The following is a 19310-nucleotide window of genomic DNA, read 5'->3' as shown; positions in this document are numbered from 1 at the left end:
GACGGCTCCAATGCGTTACGACAGCTTGCCGACGGCCTTCTCCAGGAGGTCCCAGGCCTGGTCGCCATACTTGCCCTTCCACTCGGCATAGAAGCCGGCAGCCCGCAGCTTGTCGCGGAACGGCGCCACTGCGGGCTGGTTGAAGGTCAGGCCCTTGCCCGCGAGCTCCTGCTGGAGATTCGCGTTGAGCTTGGCGGTATCCTCGCGCTCCCTAACGGCGGCGGCGTTGATGTTCTTGGCGACGATTGTGCGCACGTCTTGTGGGAGCTTTTCCCAGGCGCGGCGGTTGGCGAGGAACCAGAAGCCGTCCCACATGTGGTTGGTCAGCGAGCAGTATTTCTGCACCTCGTAGAGCTTTGCCGTCGAGATGATCGCCAGCGGGTTCTCCTGGCCCTCGACGATCTTGGTCTGGAGCGCGGAATAGACCTCGGCGAAATTGATCGAGGCGGGGGCGGCGTCGAACGCCTTGAACATCGAGGTCCACAGCGGCGACACCGGCACACGGATCTTGAAGCCCTTGAAATCGTCGGGGCTCGTGATCGCCTTGGTCGACGACGTGGTCTGGCGGAAGCCGTTGTCCCAGATCTTGTCCATGACCTCGAGGCCGGCCTTCTTGATTTCGCCGCGCACGAAGGCGCCGAGGTCGCCGTCCATTGCCTTCCAGACCGTGTCATAGTCCGGGAACGCGAAGCCGATGCCGTTTATGGCGGCCGTCGGGACCAGCGTCGCCAGGATCAGGCCGGAGAGCGTGAAGAACTCGACGCCGCCGGAGCGGATCTGGCTCAGCATGTCGGTGTCCGAACCGAGCTGGTTGTTCGGAAAGATCTGGAGGTCGAACTTGCCGTTGGTCTCGCTCTTGATCGCAGCCGCCATTTCCTTGGCGCGGGCGTTCATCGGGTGCGAGTCAGGCAGGTTGTTGGCGTATTTGTAGGTGAACTCGGCAGCCTGGGCCCGGGCCACTGAGGGCGCGCCGACGCCGCCGAAAACGGCGGTCGCGGCGGAGGCCTTGAGAAGCGTGCGGCGGGAAAAACTCATGGGTCTGCTTCCTCGGAAGTTTGTTCTTGTTGTGAGACGCAAACCTATACGGATGGAAGGCTCGAACGTCATCTGCGATCTCGCGGAGCTCGCTTATTGCAGTCCGATAAGGTCGCGGCAATATCGGCTTTCGGCAGATGGGCCAGATTCAAAAACTGAAAAACAACCCCATGCACAGTAGCCGTCAAGAGCTGAGGCAATGGTCGATGGTCAGCCCGAAAACGCGCCGGCAGCGAAGGCGTGGTGGTAGGAGCTTCACCTAAATAACTGATCCAATTGGATATAAATATATTCCATAATATACCTTATGCGAACTACGGATATGGCTGGGCACGCGTTCCGACTGTGCCCGCAAAGCTGAATCGAGTCATTTAAAGCGAACTTGGAGTCAGCCTGCTGCAACCTGCCCGTCGCGACGACTGTCGGCCTCAGTCGGTTCAAAGCAGGAATAAAGGCGGTAGCGCCCCGGCACTCCTGAAGGTGGTCGTCTGGGCGCGTCCTGTCCGAAATCGACGGTCGTAAGCTGCGACGAACCCGAGCGCTGCTCCTGACCAGCAATCCGATCGCCGCATTCGACCCGAACCGGGAGCTTGGCTGACCATGGTCGCCGAATCCGTCTCCTCCGAAAGCACGCTGCCTATCGCCTCGTCCGACGGCCGGGGCTGGCGCCAGCTGAGCATTCCGGAGCGCATCAGCTCGATATCTGGCATCTACCTGTACCACCCCCAGGCCAAAACTCTCCTGGAGCGACTGATGCACTCGTTCCACGCGGCCCGGTCCGGCCCGGGCATGGGAATCGCGATATATGGCCCCCCGAATACAGGCATTACGTCGCTCGTAAGAGAGTTCAGCCGACAGCACCCCATGCAGGAGCGCAAGCCCGTTGCCTTTCAGCCGGTTATCGTAAGCACTCCAACCGCCAACCTCAGTTCGGGTGGCCTGGCGGAATCCATCGCATGTGATGCCAGGTGGCCTACGTTCACCCGCAACATGGGGCAAAAGCTCCCGGAGTTTCAGGTAGAGCACCTGTTGCGCCAGAGCGGAACGCGCATGCTGTTTTTGGTCCGCGCGTCCCTGTTGGCGAACGGGCGTTCCGGTATCGCCCCCGAGAGCATCCCATTCCTTATCAACTTATTTGATCGGGGTGCAGCGACGTTCGTACTTGCAGGCGGGGGTGATCTCCCGGATCTTCTCAAGAAGTGCCCGGATCTTGACGGTAGGTTCTTCAAACGCATGCAGCTCGAACCGCTCGCGATGGACGATCACTGGCGCGCGATGATTAAAACCCTGTCGAGCCAACTTCCATTCGAAGAGACGGAGCTCAACAAGGACGACATGCCGGAGCGCCTTCACAACGCAAGCGAAGGCAAGCCCCCGATGCTCACGCGCCTCACGGAAGAGGCAGCCACCGTCGCATATTACAGCGAGCGGTCTAAAATTCTGCGTGTCGAGCATTTCAGGACCGCCTTCGAGCGCAACCGGCCGGGAGAAATCAATCCTTTCGCGCCGGCGCTCGCCGTGTCCCGCCTTCGCTCCCGCCAAACTCAGGCTGCCGAAACCGCCAAGCACGATGCGCTGCGGATCGCGAACAGGTCGTTAGACAAGGCCGGATTTGCAAATCTGATGTAGGTGCGAAGTGATCGACGCAACTGCCATCTCGCTAGTGCCAATGGAGGGGGAATCCGCATCTTCTCTAGTGCTGCGCGCGGCAACGGTCGTCAGTCCTTTCCCGGGACTGGTGGTCGAGTCTCTGTTCGGCGACGCGGAGGCCATCGCGTCGGCAGTACACCGCCATGACGTGGCGAATGATATAGCTTCGAGCTTTGGCCTTGAGGAGACCGCGCTCCGGGAGATGATGGTGCTCCACTCCGAGAATGGACTAAAGATTGGTCCCTTCACCGTCCGGCCGCGCGACATCGATCAGGCCCGTCGCAGAGTTTGTCCGGAAGTGCTCAGGGCAGATCGGGTTGCCGGCATTCCGGCACATCAACGCTTGAGCTGGGCAATCGCGCCCCTGCGCCATGATCCGGAAACAGGAGAGCAAATCGTCGACCGTTGTGGCTGCGGACGCGAGCTCCTCTGGTCGCAGACCATTCAGATCGATGAGTGCCCCGGATGCGGCTCGCTTCTTTGGGAAACCACTATTGGCAAACGGCCACCACAAGATCTCGAGGCGGTCCAGTTTCTGGCGGAGCTCTTCAGTAGCTCCGAGGCCCAGCGGCAGCGATTCCGATTGCTCCTACCAACCCGGATCGCGCAGTGGACCGAAGGCGATCTCCTGGAGCTATTCGAGACGATTGGGTTGTTCTCGCAGCTCGAGGTACTCATTCGGCTACCTCGTGAAGACAGCGAAATTTGGACGCGCGCCGTCGGAATTCGCGCGGCATTGGAAGGAATGGATGGACTTCGATCGTTGATCGGTCACGCATTCGATGATCCACCTACCCAAGCCGATCGGCTTTGGTCCGCTCGCCGGATCGGGTTCGCAAACCTGGCAATTAATCGATGCCCCTCCGCCCCGGTTCGGGCGCTGCTAAGCGATCTGCTCAGGAGCTACATTTGAAAGTTCCCGACACGTATGAGTGGATAGTGACTTCGATCGGGAAGACGCGCCCGACCGAGGCTGGACAGGTTCGCCTCGTCATTGCTTGGCTTGTTGCGTTTCTCGTCCCTCTTGGGCTGGTCTTGGAAACAGCAGACAAAGCCACTCTCGATCAGTTCTGCGGCCTCGCCTCGCTGCAGCGCTCCGACGTCTCCATGAACCGCTTGGTCTACACGATCCGAAATGTTTATGCGGAACTGCACACGAAAGCATGGATCAAGGTCAATCCCGCGGACGATCTGCGTTGGACTTTTCGCGCTGAGCGGCGGGCTGCGTTCGATGTCGATCTAGTCGCCGTGGAAGAGCTGCTCGACCACATCCAGAGCAGCCAGAGTAAGGCTGCTTCGGAAGAAGAATTGCGAAATATGTGCTGTGTCCAGGTTGCAGTCGACGCAGGCACTTCGTGCGGCGAGCTGGCAGCTCTGAACATTTCGCATCTCGATAGGCGCGGCGCCATTTTAATTGCTAGAGGCGAGCGTCGTGAACGCATCGCTCGCCTCTCTCCCGCGGCCATTAAGGATCTATCTCGCTACCTGGAGCTGCGCCGCGATCTATTTGGATTCGGCGCTGAAGCTCTGTTCGTGAGCAGCACAGGGGCGTGCGACCGGCTTCCATTACGCTCTATCGCCTGTGGAATTCAGATCCAGATCGAGGACGCGGGTTTGCAAGGACGGATCTCTCCCTCCGATCTCGGCCGATACCTCGCGGCGAAACTCATATCGGAAGGAGTACCCCCGCACGAGGCCGTTTTGATGTTGGGCTACAAGCGAGTACCAGGAGTATCAAGAGGCAACACGGAGACGCTGCCGTCCAGCGCGCTGAAAGAGTTTCATCCGTTGCATTCTGAGAATGCGTGATAACTGGAATTATGAAGGAAGATCGACTGCAATTCTCAAGTAGAAAGCCCAAAACATGAGCATAGCACAAATGAATGGTGCTATCTCAAGACTACTAACGAGCAACGGCGTTAAACCCCGTAATCTTCAATCAAGGACATCTACCGATCCAACAACTCTTTTGGGGTTCTATTGCAGCGTGCACCCCCTATGCACGCCGGCAGGAATGAGAGCAGTTAACTGCGCAATTCGACGAGCTCTAGCCTTGCCGCAAAGCGTGGGCCGGTCTCTGCGAATTCAGAATCATTTTTGGTGCCATAACGGGGTTCATCGGGATAGCTGGCGGGCCGTAATCGCTCGACTTCCTCGACGAACACTGACCAACTCACCCCTTCCTGACCGAATTCTCTCTTTGTGAGTTTAAATTGTTGCTTCCAGACGAGGCCGCCCGGAGCAATATCGGAGACCGCCTCGAGCATCTCTTTGACTGTTTCGATTTCCGGCCCATCCTCGCTTTTCCCGCGCCGTAGCAGTGCCATACGCACGAGCGGTCTTTGGGCTGACGAAGACTCAGGCATCGCTTCATGCGCGCCGCGCTTGGACCCAGGACCTTTCGCTGTAATGCTCAACACAACCTCGTCCGCCCTTGTTTCGGCGGAGGCCGTCACCGTACGCTCGGGCATGACCTGAATCCATTCGACAATCGGCTCCGAGACCTGAAGTCTCCGCGGCGCATGCGGCTGATACCTGACCAACCCTACGCGAACGAACGGCCAGGATACGTCGAGCGCGTCGATTCCGATGTCCGCGTACCAAAGTTCCTGTTCCGGGTCGAAGCGCGCCTCATACGTGGCCAGAGCCACATTCATGAAACCGCTGGCAGGATCGGCCGCAAGGGATTCCGGGGCGTCTTCGCCGGCAGGCACCGGCATCAGAGCGTTCTCTACGACGAGAGAATCCGGTAAGCGTGCTTCCGGCGGAGCATTCCAGATTTCCTGCGTTGCTACCGTGGTGCCGGGAAAGTTCGCCGGCGAGAGCAGCCAGCCCTGGACCGGATAGCCAGGCCTAATTGGGTCCGCTCCCCAACGGGTGACCCACGCTCCCCCGAGCCCAAGATCGGCGTCTTGCAATTCCAGAACCGCGCTGGTGTTTTTGGGATCGTCCGAGGGAAGCTGGGTCAGATTGATCGCCGCACGGCCAGGTGCGAGGTCTCGAATCACGTCGCCCTGAATGTCCTCGGATTTGAGTTGAAAAAGATTGGGCGGCCAAAGCACGACGCCGATCCGCTCGCCTTCGCCCGAACTGAACCAGGGCCGCCGCATGCGTGCGCGCACGAACATCTTGCGTTTGATACTGACCTCCTTTTTCTTGGACGGTCCGTTTTTTAAAACGCGGCTGTTATCATCGCCGTAGCGCCAAAGGAAGGAAGGGATCAGGCTTTGCGGGGCGACGCGGGCCGGACGGACAGTCGCCGGCAGCCACTGCCGCGCGAGTGGTCGGTCCGCATGGAGAAGCGATGGCTTTGTCTGGTTGTCCAGCAGTTCGTCATAGCGTGTGCGCAGAAGTCCCGCGTGGCGAGAAACCGCAACGGCGTAAAGATCTAGATGGCGCGCCCGAGCGTCCAGGATGGCGGCAGCGCGGACGGCGCGTAAGGTAGCGTTTTCGTCATCGACCGGCGTAGTGGCCAGCCTGTCCTTCTCGGCTTTCGCAGCTGCTCGCTGCGCCTCCAAGAGATTGATCTTGCTCTTGTCAGGCGTGAAGCCCTCGACACGGAGCAACGTGACCGTCTCGCGCAGGTGCGTGACCCGCCCATCGGAGGATGGCACGAAACCAAAAAGGTCCTTCGGGGCGATCGGGTCGCCCTCCGGCTTGTTCGGCCAAAGGCCGCGGACGCGGTCGTCGCGGCTGCGGCCGCGGTCGGGGTCGTCGAAGCGTCCGCGCGCCGCCGCTGCCGCGGAAGCGTAGATTTCCACCGCGCCCGTTGTCGGACCGTGCAGGGTGACATTGCCATCAAGCAGCACTCCGGTCGCCCCGGCCCGCTGGGCCTCGATGGTCCAATTCTTGGGATCAGACAGCGGCGACGGAGAGCCAGGATCCGGGAAGAGAAGTCCTTTCACGTCATCCCCATCCGCTCGAAGCAGCGGCAGCGGCGCTCCGGGAGGATCAAACCGCGGCTCATCGTGCGGAAGATCGATCGCGTGCACAGCATCGATCTCAAGGTAAGCCGAAATCTCCGGCAGCGGTGCCTTCCCCATGAATTTGTAGATGGCCTTGGCGATCGCTTCGATCTGGGTCAGCGAGGGTGCTGGAAGCCCACCGACGGCGGGGCCCGACGGTGCACCCGGCGGATCGGCCGGCAAGTTTTGTCCGCACATGGCCGCGAAGCCCGCGCGGCAAGCCTCGTCGACCGCCGCATCATCCTTTAGGGCCGCAAGCGAAAGGCAGCCGCAACTCACCGCGAACGCGGCTACAGCCTCGGTGCCCTCGTACATATGCTTGATGAACGTCAAAGTCGGAAGACACCAGGCGCGGACAGTCGCCTCCTCGCCCGGCGCCAGCGTTATGATGACATGGCGAACCTGGATCGGCGCTGGCGACGCGGGCGACGGTACGGCAAGTCCGCTTAGGCCCGAATAAGTAGCGTTGCCGTTCTCGCCGCCAGTCCCGAACTCGATAAGGGGCTCACTACCCGAAACGCCGCGCACCACGTCGAGCACGACCGGCAGGGCATCGGGATAGCCGGCCGGAACGGGATCATTCTTCGGCTCAGCCGCATAGACCTTCGCAACGCGGATCCCCGTGCGCAGCGGCGTGTTCTTGTCTTTGCCCCTAACCGAGACCGAGACAACAATCGCCGCCGTCGCGGGGTCGGGATAGTACGGAACGCGCTCCTTCTCTTTTGCGCGCGCTGCGGGGAGCGGGCGAAACACCGCGTCGCCGGCAGGAACTCCTGCCACGGCATACCAATCGATGGATTGGGTACGCGAATGCCCCGGTGCCGGTGGGTTCTTGAACGTAACGGGCTCAGCTTGCATCCGGTTGACGACTTCGCCCAGATCGGTGACCACCTCCTCCGAGCGAGAGACCGGCTGGTCCTTCTTCGGCTTTGCCCCGGCAGCCACTACGGGTTGCATGCGGAAGATGGGAAAGCCGCCCCACGCCGCGTGGTGATCGATGCCCTTGAGCCCGCCGCGCGGGCGGCTCTTCACCACCTGGGCCTGCCAAGCCACCTTCACTTCGCGCCAGAAGCTTCCGCGTTCGCCGTCTTTACTGCCCGCCACCAGCTCCGTTCGGAGCCCCTCGTCCGGCGCCGGATCCGTCTCGTCGTCCTGCATCACCCGCGGCAAGAAGAGAATCGGCAGGTCCTTGTCGTCGATTTCCGAATCCCTGAACGCGTCGTGCAACCCGGCAAAGTCGAGCGAGACGGAAGGAACCATCAGCACGCGGCGCGCGATGGAGAGACCAGGGACGCCGGTGTCCTTGCGGCGTTTCAGATCCGCAAGCGTAGGCAGCGTGCCCTTTTTCTGCTCTGGCTTTTGCTCCGGCAAGTCGAGCATCTGCCGATTCTCGCCATCTTTCACCGTTCGCACGATCATGCGAAGCGCTTGTGGCGCCCCGAACCGGTTGCGCAGCCGAATCGTTTTCGCGAGCGCCGCCGGAGCGGTCTCGTCCTCACCCAGCACTTCTTCCGGAATGGCAATCCGTGGAGCGTCGATCCGCTCGTGGCGGCGGAACGAGCGACCGGGCCGTGTGACGGCCGGTATCACAAGGCCGCCGTCATGGCTCTTTTCGTAGTGGCCAAGGGCGCGCTCGAGCGGCATCGACACGCCGCCGGCAAATACCGCGCGCAGACCGAAATGATAACGCCAGCCGAACCGCAGAGGCGGCGGCGCGAAGTCGTCCGCGTCGGCGCCGCCGTTCTTCCGCGACGGCAGATCGAAGGTCATGTTGATGCGGAGATCGCTGCTGTCGAGGCGGTACTTCACCGTCCCGCAAGCAAGACCGAGCGGATCGCCCCGCCATGCGCCAATGATCTCCTCGGCGAAGCCCGTCTTGTTGGCCCCATTGTCCGAGAGCGCGGCCGGGACCGTGAGGATGCCATCGTCGGCCCGCAGGCGCGTCAACCGGTCGCGATAAAGTGCGTTGATGGTGGCATCGAGCGAGCCTCCCCCCGTCCATTTGTAATGGGGGTCGCTCGCATCTTCGTTGAAGAACACAGTGCGACGCATCAAGGTGTGCCAGCGCCGACGGGCCGTTGCCGCTTCCCGGCGTGACTTGACACCAACGTCGAGCTTGTAGCCGACGGTAACGTCGGAGGCGTCGAGCAGGACTGCGGGAACATGTGGATCGGCTCCCGGTACGCGAGTGGGATACTGGCGAAGGGCGGCGACGTGGCGCGCGATTGCATGGTTCTGGCGCCAGCGGTCGGCCAGGGCGAGGCCCCCGGTTCGCAACGTGGCGCGGCGCAGGTCCGCGCCTTCGTCCACTACGTCGGGCGGGAGTCTTTCTCCATCCTTGTCATGGCGCCTTTTCACCGTGACCTGTTGCGTCCGGACCGTCTCCAAATGGATGTCGGCGGCGGTGGCGGTAATCGCGTCAAGCGTGAGAACATCGAAGCGCGGTTCCACGTCGCCATCGCATCGCGCTTGTTGTCCGAGATCGACAAGGCCGTCGATCTGCTCGGCGATGGCGAGGGCGCGCAAGTCCGTTTGGGCCGCTCGTGCGTCGATCTCCTCCCGCGTGCACGGATAGAAGTGACCGGCACGGGCACCCTGCTTCCAGCGCAATTTCGCAGTGGTCCAGATGTTCGACAGGCGCGGATGTGCGGCCTGCTTTTGGGGCAAGCGCAGGCCCAACAGAAGAAACCGGGCCGTTACATCGCCAGGCGGATCAGGCAGAGGCAGATCGGTCTGGACGGCGCTTCCGGTCGCATCGAAATCAAGCGCGTTGTCAGGATAATCGGTAGCCTGCGCGGCCTTGCCAAACAGCTCGTTCGCCGGACATTGGACGTCGACCACGAAACGGAAAAGTCGAGCAAGCGACGGATTCGCCTGCAGGGCGAAGAACCGGCGGCGAGCAATTTCCAACTCCCGCGTTTGCACGGGAGGGGCGCTCTTAATTCCCGGCGTATTGGACGCGAGACGATGCTCGGCGTGCGCTTCGCCGAGATCGGGAGCTTTCGCATTGTCGCGCAATTTGGCAGCCATGGCCGCGGGCGCGCTGCGACCGGCATGGCAATCGGATGCGGCAACGAGTGCCGCAATGGCGTCGCCCGAAGAGGACGTGGTGGTGTCATACTTATTCCGCGCCGCAGCGGCAGCGTCGGCGCGCTTGCGGCTCTCCTCCAGAGCAGCGTGAGCGTCCTCGTCCGTCAGCTGTTGCCGCGCGAAATCCGCCACCAGCCCATTGATTCGTATCTCCTTGTCCTGATCGCGCGGCGGCGAGCGTTGGAGCCCGGCTTGAACCCATTTCCCGAGATCCGTATTTGGATCCATCGCTTGTGGCTTCAGCACCGCCACGCGCTCGCCGATCCTGGCGAGCATCGCGTCGTCGGCGTCGGGTCGCGTGGATCGCGGGTTTCCGGCCAGGCGATCGAGGATTTGTTTCGCGCGCTCCAGCGACAGAGCTACCGCGACTTCGCTGCGTCCCGTGCCGTGGATGTCCGGCGTCGTCCCTCGGAGGACCTCCTTCAGGCTCCCCTCGCCGGTTCCGAGCGCGCCTTTGAGCGATTTCACATCGCCGATCACCTGCCGCCAATACGCAGTCAATATATCATTGGCCACCGGATGCGGTTGCACGGTCATTTTGAGAGTGGTGACGGTCGGCGGCGCGTCGAGATTCATGCCCCGCCCGCCTTTCTGAACGGGAACGAGGTCGACGTCGACAGTACTCCCAGGCACCAGAAGTGCGCCGATCTGGGCCGGCCAGTCCGCTAGATCGATCGTAAAATCGTCGGCTGAGGGCGAATTCACCGGCGTCAGAATGAGGGTCGCACGCGCCAGGTGCGCTGGTTCGCCATTTCTGACCACCGGTTTTCCTGTCGCATCGAACTCCGGTGCGATGCCGGCCGCGACAACACGCACAGCCATATAGACCGGCACAGATTGAGCCGCGTGCGTCCCAGCATTCGACGTCGTGGTGGCCTCGGCGAAAATTGTCATGCGGGAAATCCGTCGATATCGTTGGCAAAATAAGACCGGTATCGCCTCCAGTCGGCGACCTGGGAAACCGTGAGCGCCTCAAGGGTGGCGCCTTTCCGATCCGACTCGTGCGGTACGGTCGCGGCCGCTGCATCCGAAATCGCGGAGGCGGCATAGCGCGTCCGCCCGAGTGGGAGGGCGCTGCTCTTGCTGCCGGAAAATCCCTTTCCTTCCGACTTCTTGACCCCGATCCGGAACTCGATGTCCGTGATACCGAGCGAGAACGAAAAAGTGAATTCCGCCGACCCCTGCATCGACCCGCCGGGTTGCTGCGAAACGCGGACGACGAAAGTCGAACTGACGCAGAAGCAGGTAACGTGCGCCTCGCCGCCGGCGTAGAAGAATCCCTCGATGAGCGTTCCCTGCTCACCTCCATCGTCGGGGCTTTCCACCTGGCTGACGTAGAATCCACAACTAATGCGGCCCTGGCCCTCGATGATTCCCAGCTTGAAGGCGCCGCCGCCGCCGAATTCAAAGGATGCCTCGAAGCCGATGATGCGCTTGCTCGTCGCCAGCAGTCCCAAGAACCCACCGCCGGTATAGGGTAAGCAACTGATGAGGAATGGCTTGTCGCGCCGGCCGATCGAAGTGGTGAAGATCGCCTGCCGATTGTCGAATGGAAGCCGGCAAGCGGCATTCAACGAAACGTTGGCAAACGACAAGCTGCCGATCATGATCGTTCCGAGATCGAGGCTGTAGCCCGCCTCGATGCCCGGCGCCCCGCGCATCGCGACCACATAGGGGCCGCTGCCGCCGGGATTCAGGAACGACTCGAGCGGCTTGATGAATTCCGCCTTCGGGCCGAGCTTGAAGTCATTGTAGAACAACTTGAAGTCCGAGCCCTGTCGACTGTCGTTGACGAAGCGCGCGCCGTCGAACATCAAGGTCACGACGTCGAAAAGGTTGACGTCGAAGGCGCCGAGCCTAGCAACCGCGGTGAACAGCGGCGGACTGCTCGCGTTCAGGAGGTCGTAGGAGGCCTTCGCATCGATCGTCAGTTGGCTGTTCGGCCTCGGTATGAAGATCGGCTCCAATGGGGCGAGTTCCGCGCTGATGCCGTAACCCAACGACACCTTGGAGGGCACCATTTCCTTCAGCTTGCCTTCGATACGCCGCCGCGCGCCTTCGAGGTCGACAAGACGCGCCAAGTCGCCGCTCAGCACCGCGGCGGCCGCTTCCTGAAGCTGGCCCTTCAGGATCACGGCGGAGGCGCGGCCCTTGCTCCAATCATCGAACAGAGCCACGACTGCGCTCACGTCCCCATCTTTCGGCTCGCTGGCAGTCGCCAACACGGCACTTAACGCCTCGAGTTCGGCCGCCTCTGCCACGAGGTAGTCGTCCTCGGGTTTGTCGACGGGTGCCTGCCCTTTGCCTGGCCGCGCGCCGGCCGGACGAGCAACGACCAGCAGCTGAAGGCCCTTGATTAGGCTTCCAGCTTCGCTGAGAAGATTCTTGAGATCCAAGCTCTTGAAAGCTTGGTCGCGCTGGGTCACGAGACCCCGCTGCGTGACGGCAAGCGCATCGATCACAGGCTGGAGCACGGTCTTCAGCAACGCGATTGCCCTGGCACGATAGGGCTCGCCGGCGATCAAACCCTGAGCGGCCAGCTGCAACAGCGCCTGTTCTCCGTTCGCGACCAACGTGTCGGCAATGGATTGCAGTGTCCCCTTGGCTCTGGCGAGTTCCGCGTTGAGATCGATGAAATACTGCTGCGTTGCCGCGATGTTGGCGACGGTCCGGTCGCGCAATGCCTGTAGTGCGGCGAACCTGACCGCCTGTTCGGTCGCGAGATTTCCGGCAGCGGCGACGATCTCCGCTATTTTGGCCTTCAGCGGATCCGTGATCTGCGCCGCTCGCGGTGCCGACAGAACGGCGGCCAGCCTCGTATTGAAGTCGGTTACGGCGGCAGAGGTCGCAGCGAGAGTGCCGGACGGAACGGTCTTGAGAGACGTGACATCAAGCGCCATCTTGGTGGCCGCTGCGGCGGTGTCCGCCATCTTCTTGGAGACGACGACCAGTGCATTGAGCGCCTGCGCGTCGCCTTGCAGGATGTTGGCCCAATTGGGAAACGTTGGTGCTCCTCCGGCAAGTGCGCCGGCGAAGGCAGCCGCGACGCTACTTGAGGCGTCGAGCAGCGCCTTCTGCGGAGCGCCGAGTCCGGCGAGCACGTCGAGTGGCAGGGTGGCGACGGTGCGGGGATCGAGACTCTTGCACACCTGATCGTCGAAATCCGCCATCTTGTCGCGAAACGTTCCGGACGCGCGTCGCAGTTCGCCAATCGCAGCGACGACTTTGTTGACACGCGCGACCAAGTCGTCGCCGAAAGCCTTCACCGAGCCGGAAATCCCGCTTGGGTCGCCGAGGTCATTGATCCTGCCCACAAGAGTGTCGAACGATGTCTTCAGTTCGGCTGCCGCCTGGATGAACGGCGGATCCGCAGACCAATCCGGCGTGATGTCGGTGAGCACATTCTTGACGACGTTGGCGGCACCGGAGCAAAGCGCGCTGGCTCCCGCCGCTGCCCCTTCAACGACTGGTCTCGCGAAGTCTCCGAGTGCGCTACCTAGCGCCTCAAGATCGGCGATCAGCTCCTCGTTCTTGACTCCCACGTCCCCCGCAATCTTCCGCGTACTGGCCAACAGCACCGACAGCAGATGCATTGCGTTCTCAAACAGCAGGCCCTTGATGCGCTCTCCGACGGGAAGAGCCGCAGCGCTCCAGTCCGCGATCGAATCTTGCAGCCGCTGTGCCAGTACGTTGTGGCCCTGACTGATCGCGTTCTGAACCGCCGCGTCGAGCTGACTTCTAAACTCTGTCTCCAAAGCGTCAGCGGGCGTCAGTCCCTTGGCGAGCTGGTTGAGCCAATCGCTTTTGGCAATTGCGGCAGCAAAGGCCGAGTCGATCGCGGTCTCCACCTCGATTTGCACGCCCGGCCTGCTCGCTGCCCGGGCGCCGGGAAGGGCAAACACGACCCGTCGCCATGCGATCAAAGAAGGATCCAAAAACAGCAGGTCGATTTGCTGCCGTGCGCTATCATCAATCGCTCGCAGCTTATCCTTGAGATCCCCGGCTATCTGACCGAGCACTTTGTCGGCCAACCCGATGACATCCGCAATGGTGGTATTGAAGGCATCACGCAGCGCGGCGCGCACCGGAGCGACCGGATCCGCCGCCACGCGCGCGATTGCGGCAAGGAAACGGCGGCCGGCGGCGTAGATGCCGGCAAAATGGTCGAGCAAATCGGCAAGGTCGCGGATTGCGGTGCTGGCCTCGATCGCGCCGTCTAGCGCGGATCTGAGGTCATCATAGGCGCGCCCGACGTCGGGATAGAGGCGGGACAGCCGGCCTAACGCACGCTTTTCGTCGAATGCTTCGCCGGCTTTTGCTACCGCGGCATCGAACTCCTTTGCTAGCGTGGTCAATGCGTTGCGCAACGGAATGAGCAGCGCATCGCGCAGCTTGGCGACGACGGCACCGACATCCTGCTCAGCATGCCCAGCCGCGCCCTGCGCGTCGGAGATCAGCGCCGACGCATATTGCGTGACCTCCTTGAACTCGGGCGTTTGCGAGATGCCGCGGCCGATGAATTTCAACGCCTCGCCGAACGTGAGAATTCCGAGGATTTTGGCGTCGAGATCGAAGAATTGCTTGGGGTCGGGTTTGTCGAACCCGGTCGAGGCTGCCGGCAATGGCGAGGCGGCTACGCCCGGTTTCGCGGCCGGGGGCGCCGGGATCAATGCCTTATCGTCCCGCGAGCCGACCGGCCCACGCGCCCGCGACAATGCGACGAACCTCGTGTTCGGCCGCGCGGCCCCTCCGGTGCGGTCTCCGGACGACTTTGGATCGAGTTGAACCGGCGCTTCGAAGTCAAGATAGACGTCGGTTTTCGCGTTTCGCTCCAGTTCATTGCCGGATGACTCTTGGGAGAGCCGCTCATCGGGCGGAAAACCGAATGCCTGATACTCGGGATCGAAATGTACCTGGATCGGAGCGGTGGACGAGCCGGCGAGCCGGTCGACCTGCGCGATCCGAAGCGTCGCTTGCGACATGGCCGGATAGAACGGCGGCTGATCGGCGCCCTGCTGCAGCGAAGTGAAGTCGTACGAATGATTGTCAAACACGAAGCGGCGGTCGGCCGACAGGGCCACGGGCCTATTCTGGCGTCCTTCGCCTTCCAGCGTCCATCTCTGCGTCTCGAAGCTGGTGCCGTCTGGCTCCTTCTCAGGCGCGTAGCGCCGCTTCGCGCCGCCATGTTCCATGACCCGCCGTTCATCCGGTTTCGCGGGTTCGCCGAGGCGATTATAGTACGCGGTGAGCGCCGTCATGGCGCCGACGTCGTTGGCCGCCGTGTTGTCGACGAAGATCAGCGGCATGCGCACGCGCGTGCCGCGCTTGTCGATCTGTAACTCGAACTTGGCTTCCCCACCCTTGCGCGAGCGGACGGACGGCCAGAAGACGAGACCCGGGCGAACTTTGCCTTCGACGCGAAGAAAAAGACGGCCGTTGTCGCTTTCCGGCGTGAGCGTAGCGGAGCCGGGGTCCAGCGCGTCCGTCGGGTCGACAAGGTCGGGCGTGGTCCGGGTCAAGATTTCCAGCTGCTCGACTGGCCAGCGTCGCCCCCCGTTGGGTTGCCCGATCGCGGGGTACCGCTTCTCCGGTAACCCGATGCGCACGAACATGCGTTGAATGAGAAAAGCAACCGGCGGACGCGTTTGTGGATGAGCGGGATCGGCAAAGAAGCGTCGCTCCGTTACTTTCACGAGCGAGGCGCGATGGCCAAGCGGATAGAGAAAGCCCTTGTAGACAACTTCGACCTTCACGTCGCGGCCGAGCACCGCGTTGTGGCGCCAGCGCTCGATCGAGAGGGCATCGAAGAGGTTCTGGCCGGGATTGTCTGCCAGGTACGCGGCCGAAAACGGCACCACCGCGGCAGAGGTCGGCAATGTCTTGGCCGATGCCGGAGGGACGAAATCGGTGTCGGACTCGAGGGTGCCACCGAGGGCGGTCAGTGTCAGTTCCGTGGCACCGAGCGTCTGCGGCCGATAGATCGCGGAGAGATCCTTTGGATCGACCTGGCCATCAAGGGATTCAGGACGGGCATCGCGGAGGCGAAATCCCGACGGTGGATTGAGCTGGCTGTTGTCTGCGAGCGCTCCGTCGTCGCGGCGGCGACCGCGCGCCGGCAGGCCGTGCAGCGACGTAAGCGAGACCAGTTCGTGCCGGTCGTAGGCGTCGAGACTCGTGCGAAAACGCTCGATCTGATCCTTTTCCCCAACGACGTAGGGATCGCGCGAGGTGACACTGCGCGGCATGGCCCAGGGCGCCCACGGCCCGCGCGGAGGGCCACCGATCTCGGGATCGAGCAGCGCCTCGGGCCGGAAATCCGGCGACCACACGGCGCGCAGGCTGGAGGCGCCCGGCGGCTCATCCAATTGGGCGAACCAAAGGGCGGCAGGTTGCTCCTCGCCAGGGGTCAGTTTCAGTCCGGCCGGTAGCGTCAGTGGCGTGCGCCACGGCGCGTCCTGGGCCGGCGACAGCATTAGCCGGAACGGCATCTCGATCGAGGTTTCGTACCAGCGCGGTGCCTCGCGTGCCGAAGCCGCGATCTCGGCCATGCGCTGCCGGCCCGTGACGCCGCCTAGCAGCGGCCGCAGCAATGGGCCACAGGCGCCGGTTCGCCCTTCGTCGAGGCGAATCGACCAAGCGTCGCCTCGTGTGAGCCCTTGATACAAAAGCTTCTCAGCTTCGTCGCGGGTCTCGCTACGCGCCCAGCGCTGCGGCGCTCGCCCGTTGGGGGGAGCGCCGGTCAATGCATCAGATTTGCTCCAGCCGGCCAGCGGCTCGAACAATTTCTCCGCCCGACGCATGACCGCGAGATCAAAGGATCCCCAGTTGGTGAGTGCCGCCAGCGTGAACGGGAAGGCGCCGGCCGGCCGGCCGGATTCTGCATCTGGCCGCCCGCCGGCAAAATCGTCGGCCGGAATACGGAACGCCAGGCGCGAACGGCCCGACACCCGCGCCTCGGCTGGAATCGTGAAGGGTTCCTTGGCTGCACTGTCCGAGCGTCCATCGAACGCCTTAGCCAGTCCCAGAATCGCGTCGATGGCGGGTTGCTGCGCAGCGGCCGGCAGCGTCTCGATGAAAGTGATGTAGGTGGCGCGCCCGGGGTAGCCGTCGTCGGGTTTGGAAGCGCCGGTCGGCCAGCTGCTGCTTAGATAGAATCGGCGGAATTCTGAGTAGTCGGCATCGCGACGATCCTTCAGGTCTTCGCGCGCGAGAATGAAGGCCTTTATTTTGCTTTCCAGAGGGTCTCCCGCGGGCGGCCATCGGTCCTGGAAATCCTTGGGTAGACCTGCGGCCGTCCGCAGGTCTACCAGATCGACCGCACTTAGCTCCACGTCCGGCAACTCACGCAGCTGGTAGGCATGCGACTCCGGCGTGTTCTGACCGGGACCACCCGTGTTTGTTCTTGCCTCGATGTCGCGCGCAACTCTCCGCGCGACGCGGGCCGCCTCCGGATCGAGAAATGCGGGCCCTATGTAAATTTGCTGATCCGGCGGCAGTTTCCGTCCGTTAGGCGGGGCGATGTCTTGACTGGCCGCCGGGCCGAATCTAGCGACGAATTCCTTGAAATAGTGCCTTTCTCTTCCGAACGCGTCTTTTACTGCCGGATCGTGTTCGACCTGAGCGTTGTTGATCTGGGTGCGTACGTCCACGCGCGCTTTGAGAGCATCGCTCAGTTCTTGCGCCGTGGGAGCACGATTTTCCTTGGCGAGTTTGGCGAGCAGCTCGCGACTTTCCAGTATCGCGACCTGCGCCTCGTTCGCTTCGAAGCCCTGGGGAGGTGAAGGAAGAGTCGGTTCGGCCGGAAGCTGCCGGAAGAACGCCTGTTCGGCGAGATGCTGCGGCGGAAACTCGACCACCATCAGCGGGCGTGGATCCCATCCCGCATCGTACCGCGAGGGTGCATGCTCGCCGGGCGGCGGATCCTCGCAGGCCGGCTTCACGTCTGGCGTCTTAGGCGGGCGATGCGCTACGAACGCTGCCAAGCGCCGATCCGGCATGACCCACCACCGTTGACCGTCGCGCTCCAGGACCAGATCCTGGAATCTGTAGTTAAGCGACAGCAGATCACGCGGGCGCTTGACCTGGAGCAGGGCGCGGCTGAGCGAGATCCGAACCGGGGAACCGGTTTGCGGAAGAGCCCCGATGTGGACGATGCCTTCCGCCCGCGGCGGATCTGTCGCAGGTGGTGTGGGGCCGATCCAAGGATGACTGAGCGGCGTGCCCTCGATACGGAACAAGCACTCCGATTGCATAAACGTGAGTGTGCTGAAGACCTCAGCTGCTTCGCCGAGCCCAATGGCAGCATCCTCCAGCGCAAGCGGGGCCGCAAAATGAGTGAGCCTACGGTCATTGTTCGGACCAATGCCGCCCGAAACAATCGCAGGCACCCGCATCTTCGCGTCCGGCCGCTCCGCGGTCACGGGAAGCGGAGAGACGATGAACGGCCCGAATCGCGTTGTGATCGAGAGCTTCACCTGTTGGGGCTCGAGCGCAGCGGCGAGCCTCAGCGCGCCCGAGTCCGTCGGTGCGTGCCACAACACCCCTCTCAGTCCGGTGAACGAGGTAGGCTTTGAGCCTTTGGCCGTGCGCTCGACATGCAGCGACATGCCGGCATCGAGAGCGCAGATCGGCTTGCCGTCTCCAGAATTGCGCCATGCTAAGTATGATGGACCGCTCGCCGCACGCTCGGCCGTTGACACACCGACGCGCTCAAGTTCCAGCCGTACCTTCGTCTCGAGCCCCGCTCCCAGGGTCAAGTCCCTTTCGAGCTCCGTTGGCAGCGCGAGCCCATAAAGCACCCGCGCAAGCTTTTTCGTCCCGATTTCCTCGGGCGGGCCTCCCGGACCTGTGAACAGGGCACGTACGTCATCGCCTCGACCTTTCAAACTGAAAACATTGGAGAGAGCTTCAGGAACGCCACTCTGTGCGGTCGCGACAGCACCCGTCCGTGAGGTCAGCACGGCGAATTGAACGGCTGGAAAGACGACGCGCACACCTTGCTCGGCCAGCGCGGTGAACCGGCCCGCCGTCGCAGCGAGTGTCCAATGGCCCGCACGATTGAAAGCGAAGCTGATCGACTGCGACTCTTTCAAATCAAAACTATTGCCGAAAAGCGCATTCGCAAGCGCCCACGCTTGTTGCGCATCCAGGGGCCCGCCGACTTGATGGACTGTCGCCCCGTCGTCCAGCACCAGAGCGAACAGATCCGGTGCTATGAGTGTTATCGTCTTCAACCCAGGCTTGGCCAACTTGAATGCTAGCGAGGCGGTTGGCGGCTTCCCGCCGTTACTCAACGTCCAATTAATTCCAATCTCGATCGCAAAATTGAACCCGCCCGGAAAACCGCCGTTGCGAATTGAGGCAAGCCATCCATCCGCGGTGCTTTTCAGGACGAACCTGCCTGCACCGCCCGGCCCATCCGGATCAGCGAACGCTGAAGCGGGAAGACGCAAGTGGCCCGTCGTTCCGTTAGGCCCGTAGCAAGTGATGATTAACGCGCGCCGCGTCGGGTCCTCATAATTCACCTCAACGCGGCGTAGGTCTTGCGCCGCCAACGCCGGTCCAACCACA

6 protein-coding genes are annotated in these 19310 nt (G+C 62.4%); 3 read left to right on the top strand and 3 right to left on the bottom strand.

Annotation, left to right across the window (positions count from 1 at the left end):
- Nucleotides 1-15 precede the first annotated feature (15 nt).
- On the bottom strand, nt 16-1035 hold the full coding sequence (locus ACP2YP_RS20065) for a TRAP transporter substrate-binding protein (protein ID WP_426418101.1): 1020 nt from the start codon (nt 1033-1035) through the stop codon (nt 16-18).
- A gap of 600 nt (nt 1036-1635) precedes the next feature.
- Between ACP2YP_RS20065 and ACP2YP_RS20060 the strand changes: the two genes are divergently transcribed.
- From ACP2YP_RS20060 to ACP2YP_RS20050, 3 genes are read left to right on the top strand one after another with little or no spacing between them, the layout of a single operon-like run.
- A complete protein-coding gene (locus tag ACP2YP_RS20060; RefSeq protein ID WP_426418100.1) occupies nt 1636-2664 on the top strand; it encodes a TniB family NTP-binding protein in 1029 nt (342 codons plus the stop codon).
- A 7-nt stretch (nt 2665-2671) separates the two neighbouring features.
- Complete coding sequence (locus ACP2YP_RS20055) at nt 2672-3598, top strand: hypothetical protein (protein ID WP_426418099.1); 927 nt, start codon at nt 2672-2674, stop codon at nt 3596-3598.
- Complete coding sequence (locus ACP2YP_RS20050) at nt 3595-4494, top strand: tyrosine-type recombinase/integrase (protein WP_426418098.1); 900 nt, start codon at nt 3595-3597, stop codon at nt 4492-4494. The genes ACP2YP_RS20055 and ACP2YP_RS20050 overlap by 4 nt, the downstream gene beginning before the upstream one ends.
- Before the next feature lie 215 nt (nt 4495-4709).
- On the opposite strand, the gene ACP2YP_RS20045 is transcribed toward ACP2YP_RS20050, so the two are convergent.
- Nucleotides 4710-10634, bottom strand: a complete 5925-nt coding sequence (locus tag ACP2YP_RS20045; RefSeq protein ID WP_426418097.1) for a hypothetical protein — start codon at nt 10632-10634, stop codon at nt 4710-4712.
- Nucleotides 10631-19192 carry a hypothetical protein gene (locus tag ACP2YP_RS20040; protein ID WP_426418096.1) on the bottom strand — a complete coding sequence of 2854 codons (8562 nt, stop codon included), beginning with the start codon at nt 19190-19192 and terminating at the stop codon, nt 10631-10633. Before ACP2YP_RS20040 ends, ACP2YP_RS20045 begins: the two co-directional genes overlap by 4 nt.
- Between the last annotated feature and the right edge of the window lie 118 nt (nt 19193-19310).

The sequence above is a fragment of the Bradyrhizobium genosp. A genome (genome assembly GCF_049949275.1).
In the GTDB taxonomy this organism is placed as follows: domain Bacteria; phylum Pseudomonadota; class Alphaproteobacteria; order Rhizobiales; family Xanthobacteraceae; genus Bradyrhizobium.
This window is presented reverse-complemented; position numbering and strand designations above follow the sequence as displayed.

Excerpts from the sequence above, each read along its gene's own strand:
- ACP2YP_RS20045 (WP_426418097.1), bottom strand. The coding sequence starts at position 10,634 with ATGACAATTTTCGCCGAGGCCACCACGACGTCGAATGCTGGGACGCAC.
- ACP2YP_RS20065 (WP_426418101.1), bottom strand. The coding sequence starts at position 1,035 with ATGAGTTTTTCCCGCCGCACGCTTCTCAAGGCCTCCGCCGCGACCGCC.
- ACP2YP_RS20060 (WP_426418100.1), top strand. The coding sequence starts at position 1,636 with ATGGTCGCCGAATCCGTCTCCTCCGAAAGCACGCTGCCTATCGCCTCG.